This is a genomic window from Virgibacillus sp. W0430 (genome assembly GCF_051846935.1).
Lineage (GTDB): Bacteria > Bacillota > Bacilli > Bacillales > Amphibacillaceae > JBPYCR01.
This window is the reverse complement of record NZ_JBPYCS010000037.1, coordinates 1-19,923: the sequence shown is the minus strand read 5'-3', so window position 1 is coordinate 19,923 and position 19,923 is coordinate 1. Positions and strand designations below refer to the sequence as shown.

19 protein-coding genes and 5 tRNA genes are annotated in these 19,923 nt (G+C 35.6%); 20 read left to right on the top strand and 4 right to left on the bottom strand.

The features are described 5' to 3' along the window. Positions 1-118 precede the first annotated feature (118 nt). The 8 genes from dnaG (at position 119) to ACLIBH_RS13205 (ending at position 8,393) form a co-directional block, all read left to right on the top strand. A complete protein-coding gene (dnaG, locus tag ACLIBH_RS13240; protein ID WP_439317187.1) occupies positions 119-1,927 on the top strand; it encodes a DNA primase in 1,809 nt (602 codons plus the stop codon). A gap of 30 nt (positions 1,928-1,957) precedes the next feature. Beyond that, complete coding sequence (gene rpoD / locus ACLIBH_RS13235; RefSeq protein ID WP_439317186.1) at positions 1,958-3,079, top strand: RNA polymerase sigma factor RpoD; 1,122 nt, start codon at positions 1,958-1,960, stop codon at positions 3,077-3,079. A gap of 76 nt (positions 3,080-3,155) precedes the next feature. Continuing rightward, positions 3,156-3,698: a hypothetical protein gene (locus tag ACLIBH_RS13230; protein ID WP_439317185.1), complete on the top strand. Its 543-nt coding sequence runs from the start codon at positions 3,156-3,158 to the stop codon at positions 3,696-3,698. Between the two features lie 101 nt (positions 3,699-3,799). Continuing rightward, positions 3,800-4,171: a cytochrome c550 gene (cccA, locus tag ACLIBH_RS13225; protein ID WP_439317184.1), complete on the top strand. Its 372-nt coding sequence runs from the start codon at positions 3,800-3,802 to the stop codon at positions 4,169-4,171. 145 nt (positions 4,172-4,316) lie between these two features. Next, the gene (locus ACLIBH_RS13220; RefSeq protein ID WP_439317183.1) at positions 4,317-5,024 is read left to right on the top strand and encodes a tRNA (adenine(22)-N(1))-methyltransferase; all 708 of its coding nucleotides are present in this window, start codon (positions 4,317-4,319) and stop codon (positions 5,022-5,024) included. Beyond that, the gene (locus ACLIBH_RS13215; protein WP_439317182.1) at positions 5,014-6,129 is read left to right on the top strand and encodes a Nif3-like dinuclear metal center hexameric protein; all 1,116 of its coding nucleotides are present in this window, start codon (positions 5,014-5,016) and stop codon (positions 6,127-6,129) included. The genes ACLIBH_RS13220 and ACLIBH_RS13215 overlap by 11 nt, the downstream gene beginning before the upstream one ends. Positions 6,130-6,172: 43 nt before the next feature. Beyond that, on the top strand, positions 6,173-7,486 hold the full coding sequence (locus tag ACLIBH_RS13210; RefSeq protein WP_439317181.1) for a DEAD/DEAH box helicase: 1,314 nt from the start codon (positions 6,173-6,175) through the stop codon (positions 7,484-7,486). 13 nt (positions 7,487-7,499) lie between these two features. Next, positions 7,500-8,393 (top strand): deoxyribonuclease IV, encoded by an 894-nt coding sequence (locus ACLIBH_RS13205; protein ID WP_439317180.1) that lies wholly within the window; start codon positions 7,500-7,502, stop codon positions 8,391-8,393. Positions 8,394-8,500: 107 nt separating this feature from the next. Here the strand turns inward: ACLIBH_RS13205 and ACLIBH_RS13200 are convergent, their stop codons facing one another. Beyond that, a complete protein-coding gene (locus ACLIBH_RS13200; RefSeq protein WP_439317179.1) occupies positions 8,501-8,785 on the bottom strand; it encodes a DUF2624 family protein in 285 nt (94 codons plus the stop codon). Between the two features lie 168 nt (positions 8,786-8,953). Between ACLIBH_RS13200 and ACLIBH_RS13195 the strand changes: the two genes are divergently transcribed. Further along, on the top strand, positions 8,954-9,337 hold the full coding sequence (locus ACLIBH_RS13195; RefSeq protein ID WP_439317178.1) for a hypothetical protein: 384 nt from the start codon (positions 8,954-8,956) through the stop codon (positions 9,335-9,337). A gap of 52 nt (positions 9,338-9,389) precedes the next feature. On the opposite strand, the gene ACLIBH_RS13190 is transcribed toward ACLIBH_RS13195, so the two are convergent. Further along, on the bottom strand, positions 9,390-9,707 hold the full coding sequence (locus ACLIBH_RS13190) for a hypothetical protein (protein WP_439317177.1): 318 nt from the start codon (positions 9,705-9,707) through the stop codon (positions 9,390-9,392). Positions 9,708-9,758: 51 nt separating this feature from the next. Between ACLIBH_RS13190 and ACLIBH_RS13185 the strand changes: the two genes are divergently transcribed. From ACLIBH_RS13185 to phoU, 11 genes are all read left to right on the top strand, one after another. After that, positions 9,759-10,400: an NfeD family protein gene (locus tag ACLIBH_RS13185; protein WP_439317176.1), complete on the top strand. Its 642-nt coding sequence runs from the start codon at positions 9,759-9,761 to the stop codon at positions 10,398-10,400. Between the two features lie 138 nt (positions 10,401-10,538). Next, on the top strand, positions 10,539-12,170 hold the full coding sequence (locus ACLIBH_RS13180; RefSeq protein WP_439317175.1) for a Na/Pi cotransporter family protein: 1,632 nt from the start codon (positions 10,539-10,541) through the stop codon (positions 12,168-12,170). Positions 12,171-12,419: 249 nt separating this feature from the next. Beyond that, positions 12,420-12,494, top strand: a tRNA-Asn gene (locus ACLIBH_RS13175). 3 nt (positions 12,495-12,497) lie between these two features. Continuing rightward, positions 12,498-12,574: transfer RNA gene (locus ACLIBH_RS13170), tRNA-Met, on the top strand. 11 nt (positions 12,575-12,585) lie between these two features. Then, positions 12,586-12,662: transfer RNA gene (locus ACLIBH_RS13165), tRNA-Ile, on the top strand. A 9-nt stretch (positions 12,663-12,671) separates the two neighbouring features. Next, a tRNA-Ser gene (locus ACLIBH_RS13160) sits at positions 12,672-12,761 on the top strand. Between the two features lie 144 nt (positions 12,762-12,905). Further along, positions 12,906-12,978: transfer RNA gene (locus tag ACLIBH_RS13155), tRNA-Phe, on the top strand. A gap of 145 nt (positions 12,979-13,123) precedes the next feature. Then, positions 13,124-13,735, top strand: coding sequence for a superoxide dismutase (locus ACLIBH_RS13150; protein WP_439317174.1), 612 nt, complete (start codon positions 13,124-13,126; stop codon positions 13,733-13,735). A gap of 865 nt (positions 13,736-14,600) precedes the next feature. Next, on the top strand, positions 14,601-15,872 hold the full coding sequence (locus ACLIBH_RS13145) for an MFS transporter (protein WP_439317173.1): 1,272 nt from the start codon (positions 14,601-14,603) through the stop codon (positions 15,870-15,872). Positions 15,873-15,951: 79 nt separating this feature from the next. Then, positions 15,952-18,012 (top strand): peptidoglycan D,D-transpeptidase FtsI family protein, encoded by a 2,061-nt coding sequence (locus tag ACLIBH_RS13140; RefSeq protein ID WP_439317172.1) that lies wholly within the window; start codon positions 15,952-15,954, stop codon positions 18,010-18,012. 211 nt (positions 18,013-18,223) lie between these two features. After that, positions 18,224-18,880, top strand: coding sequence for a phosphate signaling complex protein PhoU (gene phoU, locus ACLIBH_RS13135; protein ID WP_439317171.1), 657 nt, complete (start codon positions 18,224-18,226; stop codon positions 18,878-18,880). 60 nt (positions 18,881-18,940) lie between these two features. On the opposite strand, the gene ACLIBH_RS13130 is transcribed toward phoU, so the two are convergent. Together ACLIBH_RS13130 and ACLIBH_RS13125 are read right to left on the bottom strand one after the other, a co-directional pair. Beyond that, positions 18,941-19,429, bottom strand: coding sequence for a hypothetical protein (locus ACLIBH_RS13130; protein ID WP_439317170.1), 489 nt, complete (start codon positions 19,427-19,429; stop codon positions 18,941-18,943). A 17-nt stretch (positions 19,430-19,446) separates the two neighbouring features. Next, the gene (locus ACLIBH_RS13125) at positions 19,447-19,791 is read right to left on the bottom strand and encodes a hypothetical protein (RefSeq protein ID WP_439317169.1); all 345 of its coding nucleotides are present in this window, start codon (positions 19,789-19,791) and stop codon (positions 19,447-19,449) included. Positions 19,792-19,923: the final 132 nt, after the last annotated feature.

Genomic DNA, 19,923 nt, shown 5'->3' with positions numbered 1-19,923 from the left:
AAGAAAATGTTTTATTAGGAAGGGATTTTTTTCGACAAAATAAAAAAACTGTCGAATAATGAAGGATTCTATTCATTTATATCGAAATACTATATTAAGGACAAGCATGGTGATTTAAATGTCAGCTCGAATTCCTGAGGATATAGTTGAAAATGTTCGTAAATCCATTGATATTACGGATGTAGTGAGTGAATATGTTCAACTGAAAAAGCAAGGAAGGAATTATTTTGGCTTATGTCCTTTCCATGGGGAACAAACCCCGTCTTTTTCAGTCACACAAGAAAAGCAAATTTTTCATTGCTTCGGGTGTGGCAAGGGTGGTAATGTGATCACCTTTTTAATGGAAATAGAAAATCTGAGCTTCCAAGATGCAATAAAGGATCTTGCTAGTCGTTCTGGTATTGAACTGCCGGAGACAAACGATTCAAAGCAACCAGCTCTGACGGAAGATAACCAAAATGTTTTGACAGCTCATAACTGGTTGTCCAAGTTGTACCATCATTTATTAAAATATACAAAGGATGGAAGGGATGGTCTAGATTACTTAAATACGCGTGGAATATCAGAAGAAAGCATAAACACCTTTCAACTCGGTTATGCTCCTACTACACCAGGATTTACAGCAGAGTTTTTAGAGAAGAAAGGCTTCCATCGACAATTTCTAATAAAATCAGGTTTCCTTACGTTATATGATAATCAAAAGGTAATGGATCGCTTCCAAGGAAGAGTAATTTTTCCGATTCGAAATCACATTGGGAAGACAGTAGCTTTTGGTGGTCGGTCGATAAACAATCAAGAACCGAAGTACTTGAACAGCTCTGAAAGTGATTTGTTTCACAAAAGTAAATTATTATACAATTTTGATCTAGCTAAAAATCATATTCGTAAAAGCAATGAAGCAATTCTTTTTGAAGGGTACATGGATGTAATTGCTGCGTATCAAGCTGGGGTGAAAAATGTTGTTGCTACGCTAGGCACGTCGCTGACTGAATTCCAGGCCCGCTTACTTAAGCGATATGTCGAAACTGTGATTATTTGCTACGATGCAGATCAAGCAGGGATCGAAGCAAGCTACCAAGCGGCTAAATTATTACGAGAGGCTGGATGTGAGGTTAAAATTGCGAGCTTAAAGGATGACATGGATCCTGACAGCTATATTGCACGATATGGAGTAAATGTTTTTCGAGAAGAGATACTGCGACCAAGTGCTACATTTATTAAGTTTTATAAGCAATTTATAAAAAAAGATTTTAACTTGAGCAGTGAAGGGGAACGTATTAAATATATAGAAAAAGTATTACATGAGCTGGCAATGATTGAGAGCTCGATTGAAAGGGAATATTATTTAAAAGAATTAAGTGAAGAATTTAATATAACGTTGGATACATTAAATAGTGAATTAATGAAATATAACGCAAGACGGCATCATAAGGATAAAAGAGATGAGAACAGATATACTAATAAGACGATAATCAATGGAGAAAAACAGAAGTTGTTGCCAGCGTTTCATAATGCAGAAAGGCTTTTGCTTGCATTTATGTTACACGATCCAGCGGTTACTAGTAGAGTGCAAAAAGAATTAGGAGCGTCATTTAACATTGATGCTCATAAAATAATTGTAACACACTTATATGCATTTTACGAAGAATACGAAGATTCCGATATAAGTCTTTTTATGAATAAGATAGAAGATAATACATTAAAAAATCTCGTTGCAGAAATAGCAATGTTGCCGTTGTATGATACGCTAAATGAACATGTGCTTTCAGATTGTATCCACACAATTAAATTGCAATATGAAGATCATGCTTCCATTTACGATTTAAAAAAAGAACAAAAATTGGCAGAACAACAAAATGATCCAATTAAAGCTGCAAAAATTGCAATGGAAATTCTTGAAAAAGAAAAGCTAAAGCAATTAAAATAATCTTTATGTAGTTTGGAAGGAGGGGGACTCATGTCAGAAAATAAGTCTTCTCAAATAATGAATAATGATAGCGACATGACAATTGATCAAGCAAAAGAAGAATTGCTTGAAATGGGTAAAAAACGCGGTGTATTAGCATACGAAGAAGTTGCAGATCGTTTGTCCGCATTTGTTATCGAACCAGATCAGTTAGATGAATTTTATGAGTACCTAGAAGGACAAGGTGTCGACATAATTGGAGAGTCAGAAAACGATCCGACGATGAAAGAAATAGCAAAAGAAGAAGAGGAAAATTTAAAAGACTTAAGTGTACCTTTAGGGGTGAAAATAAATGATCCTGTTCGGATGTATCTAAAGGAAATCGGACGTGTTGATTTATTGTCTGCTGAAGAAGAAGTAGATCTAGCGATTCGGATAAGAAATGGTGATGAAGAAGCGAGTCGCGCCCTCGCTGAGGCGAACTTGCGACTTGTTGTTAGTATTGCCAAGCGTTATGTTGGTCGAGGTATGCTTTTTCTTGATCTTATACAAGAAGGAAATATGGGGCTTATAAAAGCGGTCGAAAAGTTTGATCACGAAAAAGGGTTTAAATTTAGTACGTATGCAACATGGTGGATTCGACAAGCGATAACGAGAGCGATTGCCGATCAAGCAAGAACAATTCGAATTCCAGTCCACATGGTAGAAACAATTAATAAACTAATTCGGGTTCAGCGTCAATTGTTACAAGACCTAGGCAGGGAGCCAACACCAGAAGAAATTGGGGAAGACATGGAATTATCTCCCGATAAAGTTAGGGACATCTTAAAGATCGCTCAGGAGCCGGTTTCACTTGAGACACCAATCGGAGAAGAAGATGATTCACATCTTGGTGACTTTATTGAAGATCAAGAAGCTGTATCTCCATCAGATCATGCAGCCTATGAGTTGTTAAAAGAACAATTAGAGGATGTTTTGGATACGTTGACAGATCGTGAAGAGAATGTACTTCGTTTACGCTTCGGTCTTGATGATGGGCGGACACGCACGTTAGAAGAGGTAGGAAAAGTATTTGGAGTTACTAGAGAAAGAATTCGACAGATTGAAGCGAAAGCATTACGTAAACTAAGACATCCAAGTCGTAGTAAACGATTAAAGGATTTTCTTGAGTAATTCGAGTCATTGTTCACTGAAGTTGTGAGCAATGGCTGGAATGTTCCTTTGACGTGGATGGCTGAGGTGAACGACCATGGAATTCGATAACAAAAAACGTGCGCAAATTATTATTAAAGAAATAGAATATTGGAAAGACCATAAATTACTACCTGGACGTTACTGTGACTTCCTTTTAGCTTTATACACTAAAGGGGAGTATGATTCCGATCGTGCTGAGTCAGAAAAAATAAACTGGTTGTTTACTTTACGCATCATCTTATTAATTCTATTGTTGCCTACAGCTTTTTGTTTCGTATATTTTATTCAATTACATGGTATGTGGCAAGCAATTGTTTTTATTATTTTTATTTTATTAACTTATAGATCCATGATAGCTTATAAAAACGTAAACAATACGTATTACTACAACTTAGCTTTATTTGTTTTTTTATGTTTAATTCTATTATTTAGCTACACGTGGATGAACTACTTTTTTTCAAGTTCGCTATTGCTTAATACAGTGATTGCAGTAAACTTGATCATATGGCTCCTGTTAGGCTATTATAAAAAGAGTGCGATTATAGGCATAGCAAGCATCTTGGGAGCACTATTATTTATTATGTTTATAATTTACTAATTTTTTCACATGTTACGCTTTAAAGTGAAATGGTTTTAAAGTAGAATAAGGATAGTCTATGTCTAATTAAGGATCAAGAGATTACATAAGGAGGAACTACAATGAAGAAAAATCTTCTCCCATTTGCAGCAATTGCCGTTGTTGGCTTATTTGCAATTGTTATCGTTTCTTATATTGGGTTAAATCAACGAGCAGAAATTCAACAAGCTGAGGAGAATGGTGGAGAACCACAAACTGAAGAGGGAGCAACCGCTGATGATCCAGAAGCGATCTACGCTAAAAGCTGTGCGAGCTGTCACGGCGCTGATCTATCAGGTGGAGCTGGGCCTGATTTAACAAAGGTTGGCAGTGAGCTTTCAGAGGATGAAATAAAAAACATCATTATTAACGGTACCGATGCCGGCATGCCTGGTGGGCTTGTAAACGATGGACAAGCAGAGGCTTTGGCTAAGTGGCTAGGAGAAATGAAATAATTATAGTGAAATGCAAGCTTTCTGAATATATCCAGAAAGCTTTTCTTCATTTGAACTACTTCGATCGTAGAATTCGTAGAATCTAACGTAAGAGATTTGTAATAGAATATTCGAACGACCATACAACGACTTAAAGGGGAAAACAATGGGTGAATTAATCCTGTCTAAACGCTTGCAAACATTAGCTTCTCATGTAAAAAAAGGAGCCTTTATCGCAGATATAGGATCGGATCATGCATATTTGCCTACCTATATTTGTTTACACGATCCCTCAGCAAAAGCAATCGCTGGGGAAGTAAACAAGGGTCCTTATTTACGAGCTAAATCAACCGTGGAAGCGTTTCGGCTAGACAAACAAATAGATGTTCGTCTTGGGGATGGACTAACTATCTTAACACCAACAGATAAAGTTACGTTATTAACGATCTCAGGCATGGGCGGAGGATTGATTCGTCATATAATAGGTGAGGGCGACGAGAAAATACCGTATGTCCAACGAATGATCCTGCAACCAAATACCGATGCAAATCAAGTACGTGATTGGCTGTCGAGAAACAATTTTTTAATTGTTGAAGAAGATATTATTGAAGAAAAAGGTCATTTATATGAGTACATTGTTGCTGATAAAACGATAGAGAATTGTACGTATTTAACAAAAAAACAGCAGTTGCTAGGGCCACTGTTATTAAAAAAGAAATCAGAACATTTCTGTACGAAATGGAAATATGAACAACAGAAACGCCAACGTATACTTAGTCAAATGAGAAAGGCGAAATATCAAGATTTTAAAAAAATAGAACATATTGAGCTGGAATTACAATGGATTAAGGAGGCAATGACAAATGGCAATTAAAGTAACGAATTCAGAAATATTCGATGCGATGGAAAGTTGGGCTCCACTCTCCTTAGCTTATGATTGGGATAATGTCGGTCTACAAATCGGTTCGTTTGAGCAATCTGCTAAAAGAGTTTTAGTTACTTTAGATGTAACTGAAGCAGTAGTTGATGAGGCTATCGACCAACACATTGATTTAATCATTGCCCACCATCCATTGTTTTTTAAACCGTTAAAACAAATAAATATAAATAGTGTTAAAGGGAAAATTATTCATAAATGTATTTTAAATAATATCTCTGTGTATGCTGCTCATACAAATTTAGATATTGCCGATAACGGTGTAAACGACATTTTATGTGAGCAACTAGATGTTCAAGTAATAGATCACCTTATCCATTTGCAAAACGAACAATTAGTTAAGCTTGTTGTTTATATACCAACAACACATGTAGATCAATTACGAAATGCGTTAGGTTCGCAAGGAGCTGGACATATTGGGAATTATAGCCATTGTACATTTCAAACAGAAGGAAACGGTACTTTTAAACCTTTAAAAGGATCAACGCCTTATATTGGAACCGAAAATGAATTAGAAACTGTTTCAGAAACAAAGGTTGAAACGATTGTAAAAAAGTCCGATTTATCGAATGTTTTATTAAAAATGAAAGAAGCACATCCATATGAAGAGCCGGCGTATGATTTATATGCAATGGAAAACAAAGGGAAATCGATTGGATTAGGTCGTATTGGAAATCTTAAAAAAGGTGATATGACGTTACAGTCGGTTGCAGATCAAGTTAAGCAAGTGTTTAACCAATCGCACGTACGAATAATTGGTGAACCAAAGCGCCTAGTTAATAAAGTAGCCCTATTAGGTGGTAGTGGAGAAAAGTATATCCACCAGGCAAAACAAAAAGGTGCAGACGTGTATATTACTGGAGATATGAGTTTTCATCAAGCACAGGATGCAATGGAAATGGGTTTAGCCGTCATTGATGCTGGCCATTACATCGAAAGTGCTATGAAAAAAGCGGTACAGAAATTTTTGCAAGATAAATTTGACCATTCTATCGAAATATTCATATCAGATACGAATACAGATCCGTTTTTGTATGTTTAATTCTAAAGTGTTCATATAGCCTGGTTTAAAGGAGTATTGATGAATGAAAAACTACAGCTTTAACGATATTGGTATGAACGAAACAGTATTAGACGTTATAAATAAGTTGGGCTTTATTAACCCGACAGAAATACAACAAAAAGCCATACCACATATATTACAAGGTAAAAGTCTTATTGGTAAATCTCAAACAGGATCAGGTAAGACACATGCATATTTATTGCCGCTTATAAATCAATTGAAAACAGACGTAGATGACGTACAGCTTATAATTACATTACCTACGCGAGAATTGGCTAGACAAATATATGATGAAGTTAAAAGAATAATTGAATTAGCAGGAAAAGAGCAAATCTGGACAACGAAGTTACTAATCGGTGGAACAGATAAACAGCGGATGATTCAGCAATTAAAAAATGCACCAGATATTGTCATTGGTACACCTGGAAGGATTTTAGATTTAGTTTCAGAAGGCGTACTATCTATTTACTCTGCCACTTCCTTTGTTATTGATGAAGCGGACTTGATGCTCGATTTAGGCTTTATTGAGACAGTCGATCAATTATTAGTTCGTTGTCAAGAAGGAATTCAATTACTCGTGTTCTCTGCAACAATTCCACAACGTTTAGAACACTTCTTTAATAAATATTTGTATCAGCCTATATATATTAAAATTGACGACGGATTATCACCAAAGGCATTGGAACACCGCCTTATCCATTTAAAGCATCGGACGGAAGAGGATGTCCTCTTAAATATTAGTAAAGTCATTCAGCCATATTTGGCAATAATATTTACAAACGGAAAGGAAAAAGCAGACGAACTAGCCGCAAATTTACAACAAAATGGACTGCAAGTCTCCGTATTACATGGTGGCTTAACCCCTAGAGAAAGAAAGCGAACATTGAAGCAAATTCAACAATTGCAATGTCAATATATCGTTGCTACAGATTTAGCATCTAGAGGAATTGATATTAAAGGTGTCAGCCATGTTATTAATGCTGAGCTACCAAAAGAAGAACACTTTTATATCCATCGTTCGGGTAGAACTGCGAGAGCAGGAATGGCTGGGACAGTTATTAGTATATACAAGGAAGCAGATATACAACTCATTAGTAAGTTGGAGAATAAAGGTATAACGTTCTCTTATACTGAGCCTAAAAACGGACAATGGGTAAATGCCGATCCATATAATAAAAGAAAACTACGGAAAAACACGACTACTAATTTAGAAAAAGAAGCCTGGAGTTATGTAAAAAAACCAAAGAAAATAAAACCAGGATATAAGAAAAAAATGAAACAACAGCAGCAGCAAATAAAAAGAAAGCTGCGGCAAAAAACGAGAAAAAACAAATAGTGGGGTGGAATACATGGTTAAATTAGGATCTCACGTATCGATGAGTGGGAAAAAAATGTTGCTTGGGTCAAGTGAAGAGGCAGCATCTTATGAAGCAAATACGTTTATGATATATACAGGCGCACCTCAAAATACACGCAGAAAACCGATCGAAGAGCTAAATATCGAAGCAGGAAGACAGCATATGCTGGAGAATAAGATGGAAGATATTGTCGTACATGCTCCATATATTATTAATATAGGTAATACAACAAAACAAGCGACTTATGAATTAGGTGTCTCTTTTTTGCGCAATGAACTCGATCGAACTGCAGCGATAGGCGCTAAGCAGATCGTACTACATCCAGGCGCTCATGTAGGTGCTGGAGCGGATGTAGGCATAAAACAGATCATTCAAGGATTAAACGAAGTGTTATCAAACACGGAGACAGTGCAAATTGCATTGGAAACAATGGCAGGGAAAGGGACTGAAATCGGTCGGAATTTTGAAGAAATTGCTAAAATCATTGATGGGGTAACGCATAACGAAAATTTATCGGTCTGCTTGGATACGTGCCACGTGCACGATGCTGGATATGATGTTGCAAATGATTTTGATGGCGTTTTGAATGAATTCGATAAAGTAATTGGAGTCGATCGCTTAAAAGTCATCCACGTTAATGATAGCAAAAATGAACAAGGTGCCGGCAAGGACAGACATGAAAATATAGGGTTTGGGCATATAGGATTTAAAGCACTTCATTATGTCACGTTTCATGAACAATTGATTGACATCCCTAAAATATTAGAAACTCCTTATGTTGGCGAAGATAAAAAGAATAAAAAGCCTCCGTATAAGTATGAAATTGAGATGTTAAAGCAAGGTACGTTTATATCAGATTTAAAACAACAAATTATGAGTAAATGATACGTTAAATAGAATTTAGAAATAACTAAGGGATGAGAGAATCCGAACGAATGATTCGATTTACAAGATGACTTCGTTCGGATTTGTGTTATAAAAAATTCTAAACCTCATTCGAATAAATGCTCAAGCCCATGTTCTTTAATCATTTTAATAAACAATTGTTCTGCTTTTTCAGCGGTTTCTTTATTTGTAACGCGACTTATTTCGTTATACATTTTCAATCGATCCTTCGCTTCAAATGGATTCGGTTTTGCAGTTTGAATGTACCGTGTCAATTGATTCGCTTCTTCTAAGGAAATAGTGAATCGATATTTCCTGCCATAATGTATTAATTCATGATTTGTAAGCTGCTGTAGCCTGGTCACTACGATACGTTTAAGAATATCCGTCATGAGTTTGCTCCTTTTCATGTTATCGAACGAATGTAATAATTCACTTCATTGTATGTATTTAAATTAAAAAGGAAACCTTTTTACTGCATCATTCCAAAAAATAACATTACTATTAACAGTTGGACTCCATAAACTAAACGTGATCCTTTAAGAAGGGAAGGTTAATTTATGGATGATTATCGAGATGAAGGCATGCAAGATAAAATGGGCGAACAGGACAAACGGCAATCGTTAACAAATTATATGTATGATCAAGCAGAAGAAAAGCGGAACGGTTCAAGAGAGGAAGAAATTGCTGCTGAATTAACAAGTGATACTTTCATCAAAGATGAAGAGGATGTACAGAAAGACACGAATTGGTCATTTGGATGGATTTCTGTTGTACTCTCTATTCTATCCTTTTTTATAATACCGATTATATTCGGTGCTGCTGGCATTATCCTAGGATTTATGGCTAGGAGAAGAGATGCAGAAATTTTAGGAAATACTGCTATCGTTGTTGGTACATTATCAATAGTAATTCGCCTGTTTCTTCCAATTGTATCATCATGAAGCTGATTTATTCAGCTTCTTTTTATGCTCGCAAAAGGTGATTAATGGTATACTATGGGAGAGTAGTGTCTTTAGCTGGAAAATAATAATATTCGTCTGCTATCAAACGATATGGATTTGTATGCGGGTTTAGTTTTTTAAAGTCTTCCATAATTTTTTCCATACGAATGCTATCGGATGAATATAACCTTTCGGACATTGTTAAAACAGTATCGCCAGAGCGCGCTTTAATTTTAACAATCGAATTTTCCTGCTTGTCAATTGGCACAACTTCTTCATACAAAATAGATCCTTTAGTAAGGTCATTATACATACTCATTAGAAATAAAATAATAAAAAGATAAACAGCCATTCTTTTTAACATTCCCATAAAATCACTTCCTTAGTGTAGGAGTGGCTTAATTATAGAGGAGGAATACCATTGGTCTTACCTATAGTAGATGCTGGTTGGGTCTTATTTTTAATAACATTTTTTGGTACGATGTTTTTGATTGGTGAAATACTTGTTAATATGCGTGGTATATTTGGACTATTAGGTATCGGATTAATAACATTTTATTTTTATGGAAATATTGTAGAACCGAGCACCTTTATTTTAATGCTTATTGTGTACTTTATTGGATTATTACTTATTATCGCAGATGGTAAGCTAATTAATGATGGTACTCTGGCGACATTAGGCTTGGCATGCATGCTATTAGCAACTGCATTAGCAGCACAAAATATTTCATCAGGGTTATATGCTGTTATTGGAGTGTTACTCGGAAGTGGATGTGCCTTTTTTTTCCTGAAAATGTTTAAGCGAAGAAATATGTGGGAAAAGATTGCACTTAAGGATCGATTGACGAAAGATAAAGGCTATAGTTCCATGAATAAAGAATATGAAGGATTGGTTGGGCTACATGGCGAAACATTAACAGATTTACGTCCGGTCGGAACAATCTCTATTAATGGTCAAGATTTTAGTGGAATTTCGAATGCGCAATGGATTGAAAAAGGAAGTAAAATAGTAGTTGTAAAGGTTGACGGTACAAGAATACTCGTAAAAAAGCTAGAACCATAATTATACCTTTGCAGACCAATTGTAAACATAGTGTAAAATATTTAAAAGTTACTTTACAAATTATGTTTGATTTTTGATAATAGGACATGGACAAGCTATTACATAAAAAGGCACAACACGAGTGAGGTTGATTATCAATTGGAAATTAATGTACAGCAACTCATATTTGAGTTTGTAGGTGGACTCGGAATATTTCTCCTAGGTATAAAATATATGGGAGAAGGTTTGCAAAAGTCAGCAGGTGATCGTCTAAGGGATATACTAGATAAATTCACAAGTAATCCGTTTCTAGGTGTTCTTGCTGGAATTATCGTAACTATTCTTATACAGAGCAGTTCAGGTACGACTGTACTAACTGTTGGCTTAGTAAACGCTGGCTTTATGACACTTAGACAAGCAATAGGCGTTATTATGGGAGCTAATATCGGTACGACCGTGACAGCTTTTATTATTGGGATAAATATTGGCGAATATGCATTACCGATAATTGCTGTAGGATGTTTTTTGCTTTTCTTCTTTTCTAATCAAAAAGTAAATGCAGCAGGTCAAACGATATTTGGATTTGGTGCTTTGTTTTTCGGTTTAGGCTTAATGAGCTCTGGAATGAAGCCTTTACGTAGCTTGGAAGTTTTTCATGAGTTAACTGTAGATATGAGTTCAAATCCTGTATTAGGTGTTGCTATTGGAACAGTATTTACGTTAATCGTACAAAGCTCCAGTGCTACAATAGGTATTTTGCAAGGGTTGTTTAGTGAAGGGGCAATTAGTTTAAAAGCAGCTATTCCAGTTTTGTTTGGCGATAATATTGGTACAACAATAACAGCAATAATTGCTTCTTTAGGAGCTACTGTAGCAGCAAAAAGAGCAGCATATACGCATGTTATTTTCAACTTAGTAGGTGCGACCGTCTTTCTTCTTATTCTTGATGTTTTTACGAAATATGTGCTATTCTTACAAGGAAAATTTAATCTCAATCCAGAAATGACGATAGCCTTTGCTCACGGTAGTTTTAATATAGCTAATACGATTATTCAATTTCCATTTATAGCGATTCTTGCTTGGATGGTCACAAAAATTATTCCAGGTGAAGATGTTACAGTTGAATATAAACCAAAACATTTAGATCCGATTTTTCTTCAACAGTCGTCTACGTTAGCCCTTTCTCAAGCGAAATCGGAAATTATTCGCATGGGCGAGTACGCTTATAAAGGTTTAGAAGAAACGAGCTTATATTTGACTACACAACAGCAGAAGCATTCAGAAATGGCAATGCAAATTGAAGGTGCGCTAAATAATCTTGATCGAAATATTACCAATTATTTAATAAGTATTTCCAGCGGAACATTATCAGAAGCAGAGAGTGCAAAACATACAGCACTTATGGATTCAGTTCGAGATATAGAAAGAATTGGAGATCATTTCGAAAACATAATTGAATTAATTGACTATAAAATATCAAACAAAATTAATTTGACGGAAAGTGCTCATGAAGATTTAAATAATATGTTTGATTTAACCATTCTAACCGTTAAACAGGCAGTTAAAGCCCTTGATTTAATGGATAGAGAGGAAGCCCTAGTTGTTGTACAAAAAGAAGACCAAATTGATAAAATGGAGAGAACGTATCGAAAGAAACATATAATTCGCGTAAATGAAGGTAGATGTTCTGGATCAGCTGGTATCGTATTTGTGGATATTATTAGTAATTTAGAGCGAATAGGAGATCATGCAGTTAACATTGCCGAGGAAGTATTAAGCGAGAAGTTATAATTGTTTAATAATTAGATCTTTTAATAATATGTTGAAATAAATAAATGAACATGCTATAGTATGTATTGTTCTTTCCCGAAATTACATACTGTAGCATGGATTTATTTTAGTAAAAGTTTTGTGAAACAAGCATAAATAAAGTGTTGACAGATTGGATCTAACGTGGTAAATTATATCTTGTCGTCTTAATTAACATCTAATTGAATATAAAACATACTGCTTACATTTATCTTTATTAATTTAACTTATTCCACAGTAGCTCAGTGGTAGAGCTATCGGCTGTTAACCGATCGGTCGTAGGTTCGAATCCTACCTGTGGAGCCATGTGGCGGCGTAGCTCAGCTGGCGAGAGCGTACGGTTCATACCCGTGAGGTCGTGGGTTCGATCCCCTCCGCCGCTACCATTAAATTATAAGGACCCTTAGCTCAGTTGGTTAGAGCTATCGGCTCATAACCGATCGGTCGCAGGTTCGAATCCTGCAGGGTCCACCATAAAATGTCGGAGGAATACCCAAGTCTGGCTGAAGGGATCGGTCTTGAAAACCGACAGGGGTGTCAAAGCCCGCGGGGGTTCGAATCCCTCTTCCTCCTTTTTGATACATATTAACTGTTTAATTACGTAGAACAAGCAGGACTACACCGAATACGGTTCGAGTAACCCCGAAGCACATATCATCGAAGCATAGGCTAGAAGATGTAGGTGTCAAACTCAAATAATAAACTACATTATATTATGGCTCGATAGCTCAGTCGGTAGAGCAAAGGACTGAAAATCCTTGTGTCGGCGGTTCGATTCCGTCTCGAGCCACTTTATGAAAAGCATTGGGATTAACCCAATGCTTTTCATATGCTTATAATTTGCATGAATGAATGGGCTTTGATACTCTTTAAATGAAGGGTTGATTTACCAATTCTTCCAAAATAAAAAGTAATTTAAAGGGAGACGATAATTAATGGCTAAATTTGAATTACCTGAACTACCATACGCATATGAGGCATTAGAACCAACTATAGACAAAGAAACGATGAACATCCATCACACAAAGCATCATAATACGTATGTAACAAAACTAAATGATGCACTAGAAGGCCATAGTAATCTCCAAGAGAAATCAGTGGAGGATTTAATTTCAGATTTAGATGCAGTACCAGAAAGCATTCGTACAGCAGTTCGCAATAATGGTGGCGGACATGCAAACCACAGCCTGTTTTGGAAAACACTTTCTCCAAATGGCGGTGGAGAGCCATCCGGTGAACTAGCTGAAAAAATTAATTCTAAATTTGGAAGCTTTGATAAATTTAAAGAACAATTTGAAGCAGCAGCAGCTGGTCGTTTCGGGTCTGGTTGGGCTTGGCTTGCTTTAAATAATGGAGAAATTGAAATTATGAGTACACCAAACCAAGACTCTCCTTTAATGGAAGGAAAAACTCCTCTATTGGGACTTGATGTTTGGGAGCATGCATACTATTTAAAGTATCAAAACAGACGCCCAGAATATGCAAAAGCGTTTTGGGATGTAGTAAACTGGGCTGAAGTTGAAAAGAACTACAGCAACAACAAATAAAAAGCGAAAAGCCACGAAACGTTTACGTTTTCGTGGCTTTTTATATTGACGCTTTCTAGAATCGATACGGAATGAAGAGCTTAACAGCGATGAAGAACCCTGTTACAAACTGATAGTGCTTCCTATGAGTAAAATGATTGTGGGGGAACAGATGCACGAATCTAACTAGATAATATGTGATCAATTTAACTTCGAACGATATACACATGAATAACACCGTTGATATTCACTGCATGTGGATGCTTTCCGCGGGCACGGCTTCAGCCTCCACGGAAAGCGTAGTGTATATCTACTGCGGTCGGTAGGAATCAATACTAAAATTAACGAATACAAAGAGAGGTTTTTAACTTCTTAAAATAACACCCACAAATATTTGACTCAATCTAGTGCTTCAAAGAAGTTGACATCGACCCAAACGGAAAACATAAACTTCTTAAGAGGAAATAAGTGAGATCAAACACATGCTATTTTTGGCTGTTTACAACTTTATATCGTTTTAGGTGCTATCTCAATTGCTCCGATACAGTTGTAGTAGATTTTAATTCATTGTTCTAGAAGTACAGCTACTCATTACGTTAGCGTGCATAGCTGAGCGACAAATTCAGATCTAGAAGAGTCAGCTACTTAAAGACCAACATGGTTATTATATGCGGTTCTTTTAATGAACGAAAACAATTATAAAAAGTCACGTGGAAATTACTTTTGTAATCTTCACGTGATTTTTCCCACTCAAAGGCTGTCATTCCACATATTTTTTTCCATCACTATCAGCAACCCTTATTTACGTGGTTTCTTTACGTTTTTAATTTTACATATCTCAGAACGAATTGTTCACACTATGAACTATATAAAGGGGTTTTGAGATATGCAAAATATATTACATGCTTTATTTGAAAAGGTCGAAATAACAAGAGATTTACTCCTCTTACTCGTTATTGGCGGTCTTTATTCATTAGGTATATTTTTATCAAACACATTTGTAAACGTCTATTTATGGAAGCAATCAGGCGATTATATTACGATTGCAATGTATAATTTAGCTATCTTTATTTTTCAGCCTGCTACTTTTATTGTAGCAGGAAAAATAGCAAAGAAAATCGATCGAATTGTCGTTCTACGACTAGGAGTCATTTTTTTATCGATTTTCTTTTTGAATGTGTTAATTATTGGTGAAAAAGCAGCTTATTTTAATTTTTTACTCGGTAGTTTGCTTGGTATCGGCTATGGTTTTTATTGGTTAGCTTTTAATGTATTAACTTTCGAAATAACAGAACCAGATACCCGTGATTTTTTCAATGGTTTTTTAGGAGTTCTGGAGTCGTTCGGTGGGATGATCGGTCCAATACTGGCGGGATTTATTATATCGATCATGACAGCGAACACAGGGTATAAAACAATATTTACAATATCTTTTTTATTATTTATTTTGGCGGTAGTATGTAGTTTCTTTCTGGAGCGCCGTAAAGCTGAAGGTCAATTTAAATTCAAACAAGTATTAGACGAACGATTTGAAAATAACAACTGGAAAAAGACATTGCATGCACACATTTTTCAAGGAATAAGAGAGGGCATATTTTTATTTGTTATAACGATATGGGTTTTCTTAACTACGAAAAGTGAATTAGCATTAGGAACATTTAATTTATTTTTATCGGGCCTATCTTTTATTTTTTATTTTGTGGCTACTAAAGTAATCAAGCCAACAAAACGAAAGCAAGCGATATTGGTTGGTGGTCTAATGCTTTATTTCTCAATTTACGTCATATTATTTCAAATTAGTTATTGGCATTTAATGATCTATGCGATCATTATTGGAATTGCCTACCCGATAATTAATGTACCTTACATTTCGATGACGTATGACGTAATTGGCAAAGCCCGATTTGCAAAAGAGCTAAGAATTGAATATATTGTCGTACGTGAATTGTTTGTAAATCTTGGAAGAGTGGTTGCTATTGTGATCTTTTTAATAGGCGTAACAATATTTCCTGCACAAACTGTTATCCCGTTTTTATTAGCAACATTCGGTGCAGGGTATTTAATGATTTTCTTTTTTATGAAAGATATTTACTTAACAGAGCCTTCTAGTAAAGAAGTCATTGTAAAAGAACAACTGTCCGATGAAAAAAATAGATAAATCATTAAAAAGCGAGATGAAAAATGATATAATAGAGGATCGAGAATAAGATCATTGAGCAGGCGGGAGCGATATGGGAATGAAAAAGAAAAAAGCACAACTCCCTTTTCGATTAAATATATTATTTTTCATTGTATTTTTACTGTTTTCTGTGTTAATCGTGCAATTAGGAATTGTGCAGATTCTAAAAGGGGAAGCTTTTCAGCAGGAAATTGATCGGACAATTCAAGATACAACAAAAATACCTGTACCGAGAGGGAAGATGCTTGATCGCTATCATAATGTAGTTGTCGACAACATGCCACTATACTCGATAACATATACACCACCTAAAGGAGTGCAAGCAGAGGATAAGCTTGAGCTCGCAGAAGACCTGGCACGCTTTATTGCAATGGATAGCGATGAGGAATTAGATCGAGTGACGTTAAGAAATAAAAAAGAGTATTGGTATTTAAAAAATAAGGAAAAAGCGGTTGCTCGGCTATCAGATGAAGAAAAACAAAAATTAAATGATGTGGAGCAATATGATCTAGCTTTAAAAAGAATTACGGAAGATGAAGTACGTGACTTTTCCAAAGAAGAGCTTGAAGTTATTGCTATTAAAAAAGAGTTAGATAAAGCATTTTCATTAACACCACACGTCGTGAAAAATAAGGACGTGACAGCAGAAGAATATGCACAAGTAGCTGAACATCTTGATCTTTTACCAGGTATTAATGCAACTACGGACTGGGAGCGTGAATATCCATTTGAAGAATCGATTAGCTCATTTATTGGTTCAATTACGAGCCAAGATCAAGGGATTCCTGCCGATAAGGAGCAATACTATTTATCACGTGGTTATAGTCGAAATGACCGTGTAGGAATAAGTGGACTGGAAGAACAATATGAAGATGTTCTACGAGGAAGAAAGGAACAAATTCAATATACAACTACAAAGTCTGGCAAAGTGATTGATTCGGAAGTAATTGTTCCAGGAGAAAGAGGAAAAGATTTAATATTGACCATTGATATGGAATTTCAACAACGCGTGGATGAAATTGTCCGCGATGAACTGAAAAACACTATTCAAAAGTTCCCATATCAAAATCAGCATTTGGAAGATGCGATCGCAGTCGCTATGAATCCCCAAACAGGCGAGATTTTAGCAATATCTGGTCAGCATTATAATCGTTCTAAAAACAAATTTGAAGATGCCGCCTTTAAAGCACTGTATGATGCACACCTTCCAGGCTCTTCAATAAAAGGAGCTACGGTTTTAGCAGGATACCAATCGGGTGTTATTTCACCGTATCAATCTTTTACAGATCGACCAATTAAAATAGCAGAAACACCTATAAAAGCATCCTATCGACGATTAGGACCAGTTAATGATTTAAGTGCATTAAAACTGTCGTCAAACGTTTATATGTACTATATCGCACTACGAATGGGAGGAGAATATCGTAATCCATTCCCAGACAACGGGCGGCCGACATTTAACAGTGATGCGTTCGCTGAAATGAGAAGTTATTTTCATCAATTTGGACTCGGTGTTAAAACAGGTATAGATTTTCCTTATGAGGCAACCGGAGTACGCGGAACTTTATACAAGCCAGGTTTATTAATGGACTATGCGATTGGGCAGTATGATACGTTTACAACCTTACAGCTCGCTCAATATGTATCGACAATAGCGAACGATGGCTATCGTGTTAAACCGTATTTTGTAAAGGAAATTAGAGAGCCGGCAATTGAAGATGGCGAGCTCGGTCCATTATATAAAAGCACTAATCCGCAAGTACTGAACCGTATACAAATGGAAGATAGTGAAATTAAGCGAGTACAAGAAGGCTTCCGCAAAGTATTTCGAGAATCTGGGGGAACGGGTGCAAGGTATTGGGCAGGTAAAGCTTATAACGCTGTAGGGAAAACTGGTACAGCCGAAAACGCAATATATAAAGATAGAAAAAAATTGGCGGATACTGAAAATCTAGCGCTTGTTGGATATGCGCCGATGGAAAATCCTGAAATTGCCTTTGCAATTATGGTACCACATACAGGAGCAGTAAAAGGACAATACCCTGCAAACCATAAAATAGGCACACGTTTAATGGATGCATATTTTGATCTGAAAAAGGAAAGAACAACAAATAATTAAGCTCCTAAATTAAATAATATGTACCGCTCAAAAAGAGATGGTCCCAATCATTATTTAGCATAAATGATATTGGGCCATTTTTGTTTTATAAAAGATGCCATTTACGGTAGTTTAAGAAGAAAATTTACGAATTCTTTACATTGAATTCACAAGTGCTATATAAAGAAGATGTATTGTAGAAGAAGATGTCATGAGTACATAAGGAGGTTGTATGAATATTAGAGGAAATTTTCATAGTGAATTGCAACTGTTGAAAACTAAAATTATTACGCTAGCTGAGATGACGGAGGAAGCCTTTATTCTTTCTATTGATGCTTTACATAACCAAGACGTGCAAATGGCGAAGCGTATCATCGTAAAGGATAAAGAAATAGATCGATGTGAAAATGAAATAAATAACCAAGCAGTATTAATGTTAGCAAAACAACAGCCTGTTGCTACGGATTTAAGAATGCTTATTAGTGCTATTAAAATTACGAACGATTTAGAACGCATGGGCGATAACGCTAAAAACATTGCAAAATCAACTGTACACCTAGGTGACAATCATAATTTAATTATCCATTATGCAATAAAAGAAATGCGCGATGTTGCTCTAAATATGCTGAAGGTTGTTGTGGAAGCATTTAGAGAAGAAGATATTGCAATACTTAAAAGCTTGGCTATTATGGATGATGAGATTGATCAAGCATACGGTAAACTAATTAAAGAAATGCTGAAGGAACGAGCTGTAAATATGGATAAAAATCAATATATTTTACAAATGACATTTAATGCTAGATATATTGAGCGGTTTGCCGATCATATTACAAACATTGGAGAAAGCATTGTGTTTTTAGTAAAAGGTGAGGCGTATCAGTTGAACTAATATAAAGAGCACAAATTGGACGTGCGAAAAATTTTAGATTCGCACGTCCTTCTTCTATTTTTACTTAGTAATCATGGTTGCAATTTCCGCAATGCTCATATCACTCGTTAGTTGATGTTCACCTATTTGTATGAGTGTACTTATATCATGCTCTTCCAAATAGTTATCTAGCTTGGAGGCATCCTCAACTATCTTATTGCTCTCCAGTAATTTACTAACTGTTGTTGGCATCATATTTGGTTCGATTTTAAGCGTATACGTAAGAGGTGCTTTAACTTCAGGCTGAGTTTGTTGCGCTTCTGAATTCTCCGATGTGTCTACGAGATCTTCGGATGGTTCTGTATTTTTTTCTTCGTCTTTTAACAAGGATAATGTTATGTATTCTTCTTCTGTAACTATTCGATTTCCTGTATCTTCAACCATATCCGTTAATTCCTCTAACGAATACGTACGTTCCGCTTTATTACTTTCTTGAAAAAAGTAAAATAGTAATAAAATAGTACTTGCAGTGAATAAACCGATAGAAAAGGCCCGAATTGCTTGCTTCATATTTCTCTCCCCATAAACTATAAAGTATTTTTTAATATTGCTTGAACATCATGACTGCTTAGCTCTATTTGTTGAGAAATGTCCTCTACAGAATACCCTTGCTGATGTAAATGGTGCACTTTTTGAATCATTAATGGTTTGTTTTCAGTAGCTGGGGAAATAGAATTAGCAGAAACGCTTTCCGTTAATAACTCTTCTTCTAGAATTTTAATTTTTTTCTTCATTTGGTATGTATCTTGCATTGTAGATATTGAAAACTGCTCCAATTGAGTTTCGAGTTGATCGAACTTATCGGACATAAAAAAAGAATAAGCGAATAAAACGATTGCTACAGCAATTAATGTAATTAATACAAAGATCATTTTTCTTTTCCTCCATTTCTTCTACATTATACTACATTATATGATAAGAAAAAACAGATAAAAAAAGGAAGGAGTTCTTGAACGTTTTGTTGATTTCTGCTATTATAATGAAGTCAGAGATGTCCTTAATTG

Bases quoted from the DNA above. Each gene is read 5' to 3' on its own strand.
- dnaG (WP_439317187.1), top strand. From the start codon at position 119: ATGTCAGCTCGAATTCCTGAGGATATAGTTGAAAATGTTCGTAAATCC.
- rpoD (WP_439317186.1), top strand. From the start codon at position 1,958: ATGTCAGAAAATAAGTCTTCTCAAATAATGAATAATGATAGCGACATG.
- ACLIBH_RS13230 (WP_439317185.1), top strand. From the start codon at position 3,156: ATGGAATTCGATAACAAAAAACGTGCGCAAATTATTATTAAAGAAATA.
- cccA (WP_439317184.1), top strand. From the start codon at position 3,800: ATGAAGAAAAATCTTCTCCCATTTGCAGCAATTGCCGTTGTTGGCTTA.
- ACLIBH_RS13220 (WP_439317183.1), top strand. From the start codon at position 4,317: ATGGGTGAATTAATCCTGTCTAAACGCTTGCAAACATTAGCTTCTCAT.
- ACLIBH_RS13215 (WP_439317182.1), top strand. From the start codon at position 5,014: ATGGCAATTAAAGTAACGAATTCAGAAATATTCGATGCGATGGAAAGT.
- ACLIBH_RS13210 (WP_439317181.1), top strand. From the start codon at position 6,173: ATGAAAAACTACAGCTTTAACGATATTGGTATGAACGAAACAGTATTA.
- ACLIBH_RS13205 (WP_439317180.1), top strand. From the start codon at position 7,500: ATGGTTAAATTAGGATCTCACGTATCGATGAGTGGGAAAAAAATGTTG.
- ACLIBH_RS13200 (WP_439317179.1), bottom strand. From the start codon at position 8,785: ATGACGGATATTCTTAAACGTATCGTAGTGACCAGGCTACAGCAGCTT.
- ACLIBH_RS13195 (WP_439317178.1), top strand. From the start codon at position 8,954: ATGGATGATTATCGAGATGAAGGCATGCAAGATAAAATGGGCGAACAG.
- ACLIBH_RS13190 (WP_439317177.1), bottom strand. From the start codon at position 9,707: ATGGGAATGTTAAAAAGAATGGCTGTTTATCTTTTTATTATTTTATTT.
- ACLIBH_RS13150 (WP_439317174.1), top strand. From the start codon at position 13,124: ATGGCTAAATTTGAATTACCTGAACTACCATACGCATATGAGGCATTA.
- ACLIBH_RS13145 (WP_439317173.1), top strand. From the start codon at position 14,601: ATGCAAAATATATTACATGCTTTATTTGAAAAGGTCGAAATAACAAGA.
- ACLIBH_RS13140 (WP_439317172.1), top strand. From the start codon at position 15,952: ATGAAAAAGAAAAAAGCACAACTCCCTTTTCGATTAAATATATTATTT.
- phoU (WP_439317171.1), top strand. From the start codon at position 18,224: ATGAATATTAGAGGAAATTTTCATAGTGAATTGCAACTGTTGAAAACT.
- ACLIBH_RS13130 (WP_439317170.1), bottom strand. From the start codon at position 19,429: ATGAAGCAAGCAATTCGGGCCTTTTCTATCGGTTTATTCACTGCAAGT.
- ACLIBH_RS13125 (WP_439317169.1), bottom strand. From the start codon at position 19,791: ATGATCTTTGTATTAATTACATTAATTGCTGTAGCAATCGTTTTATTC.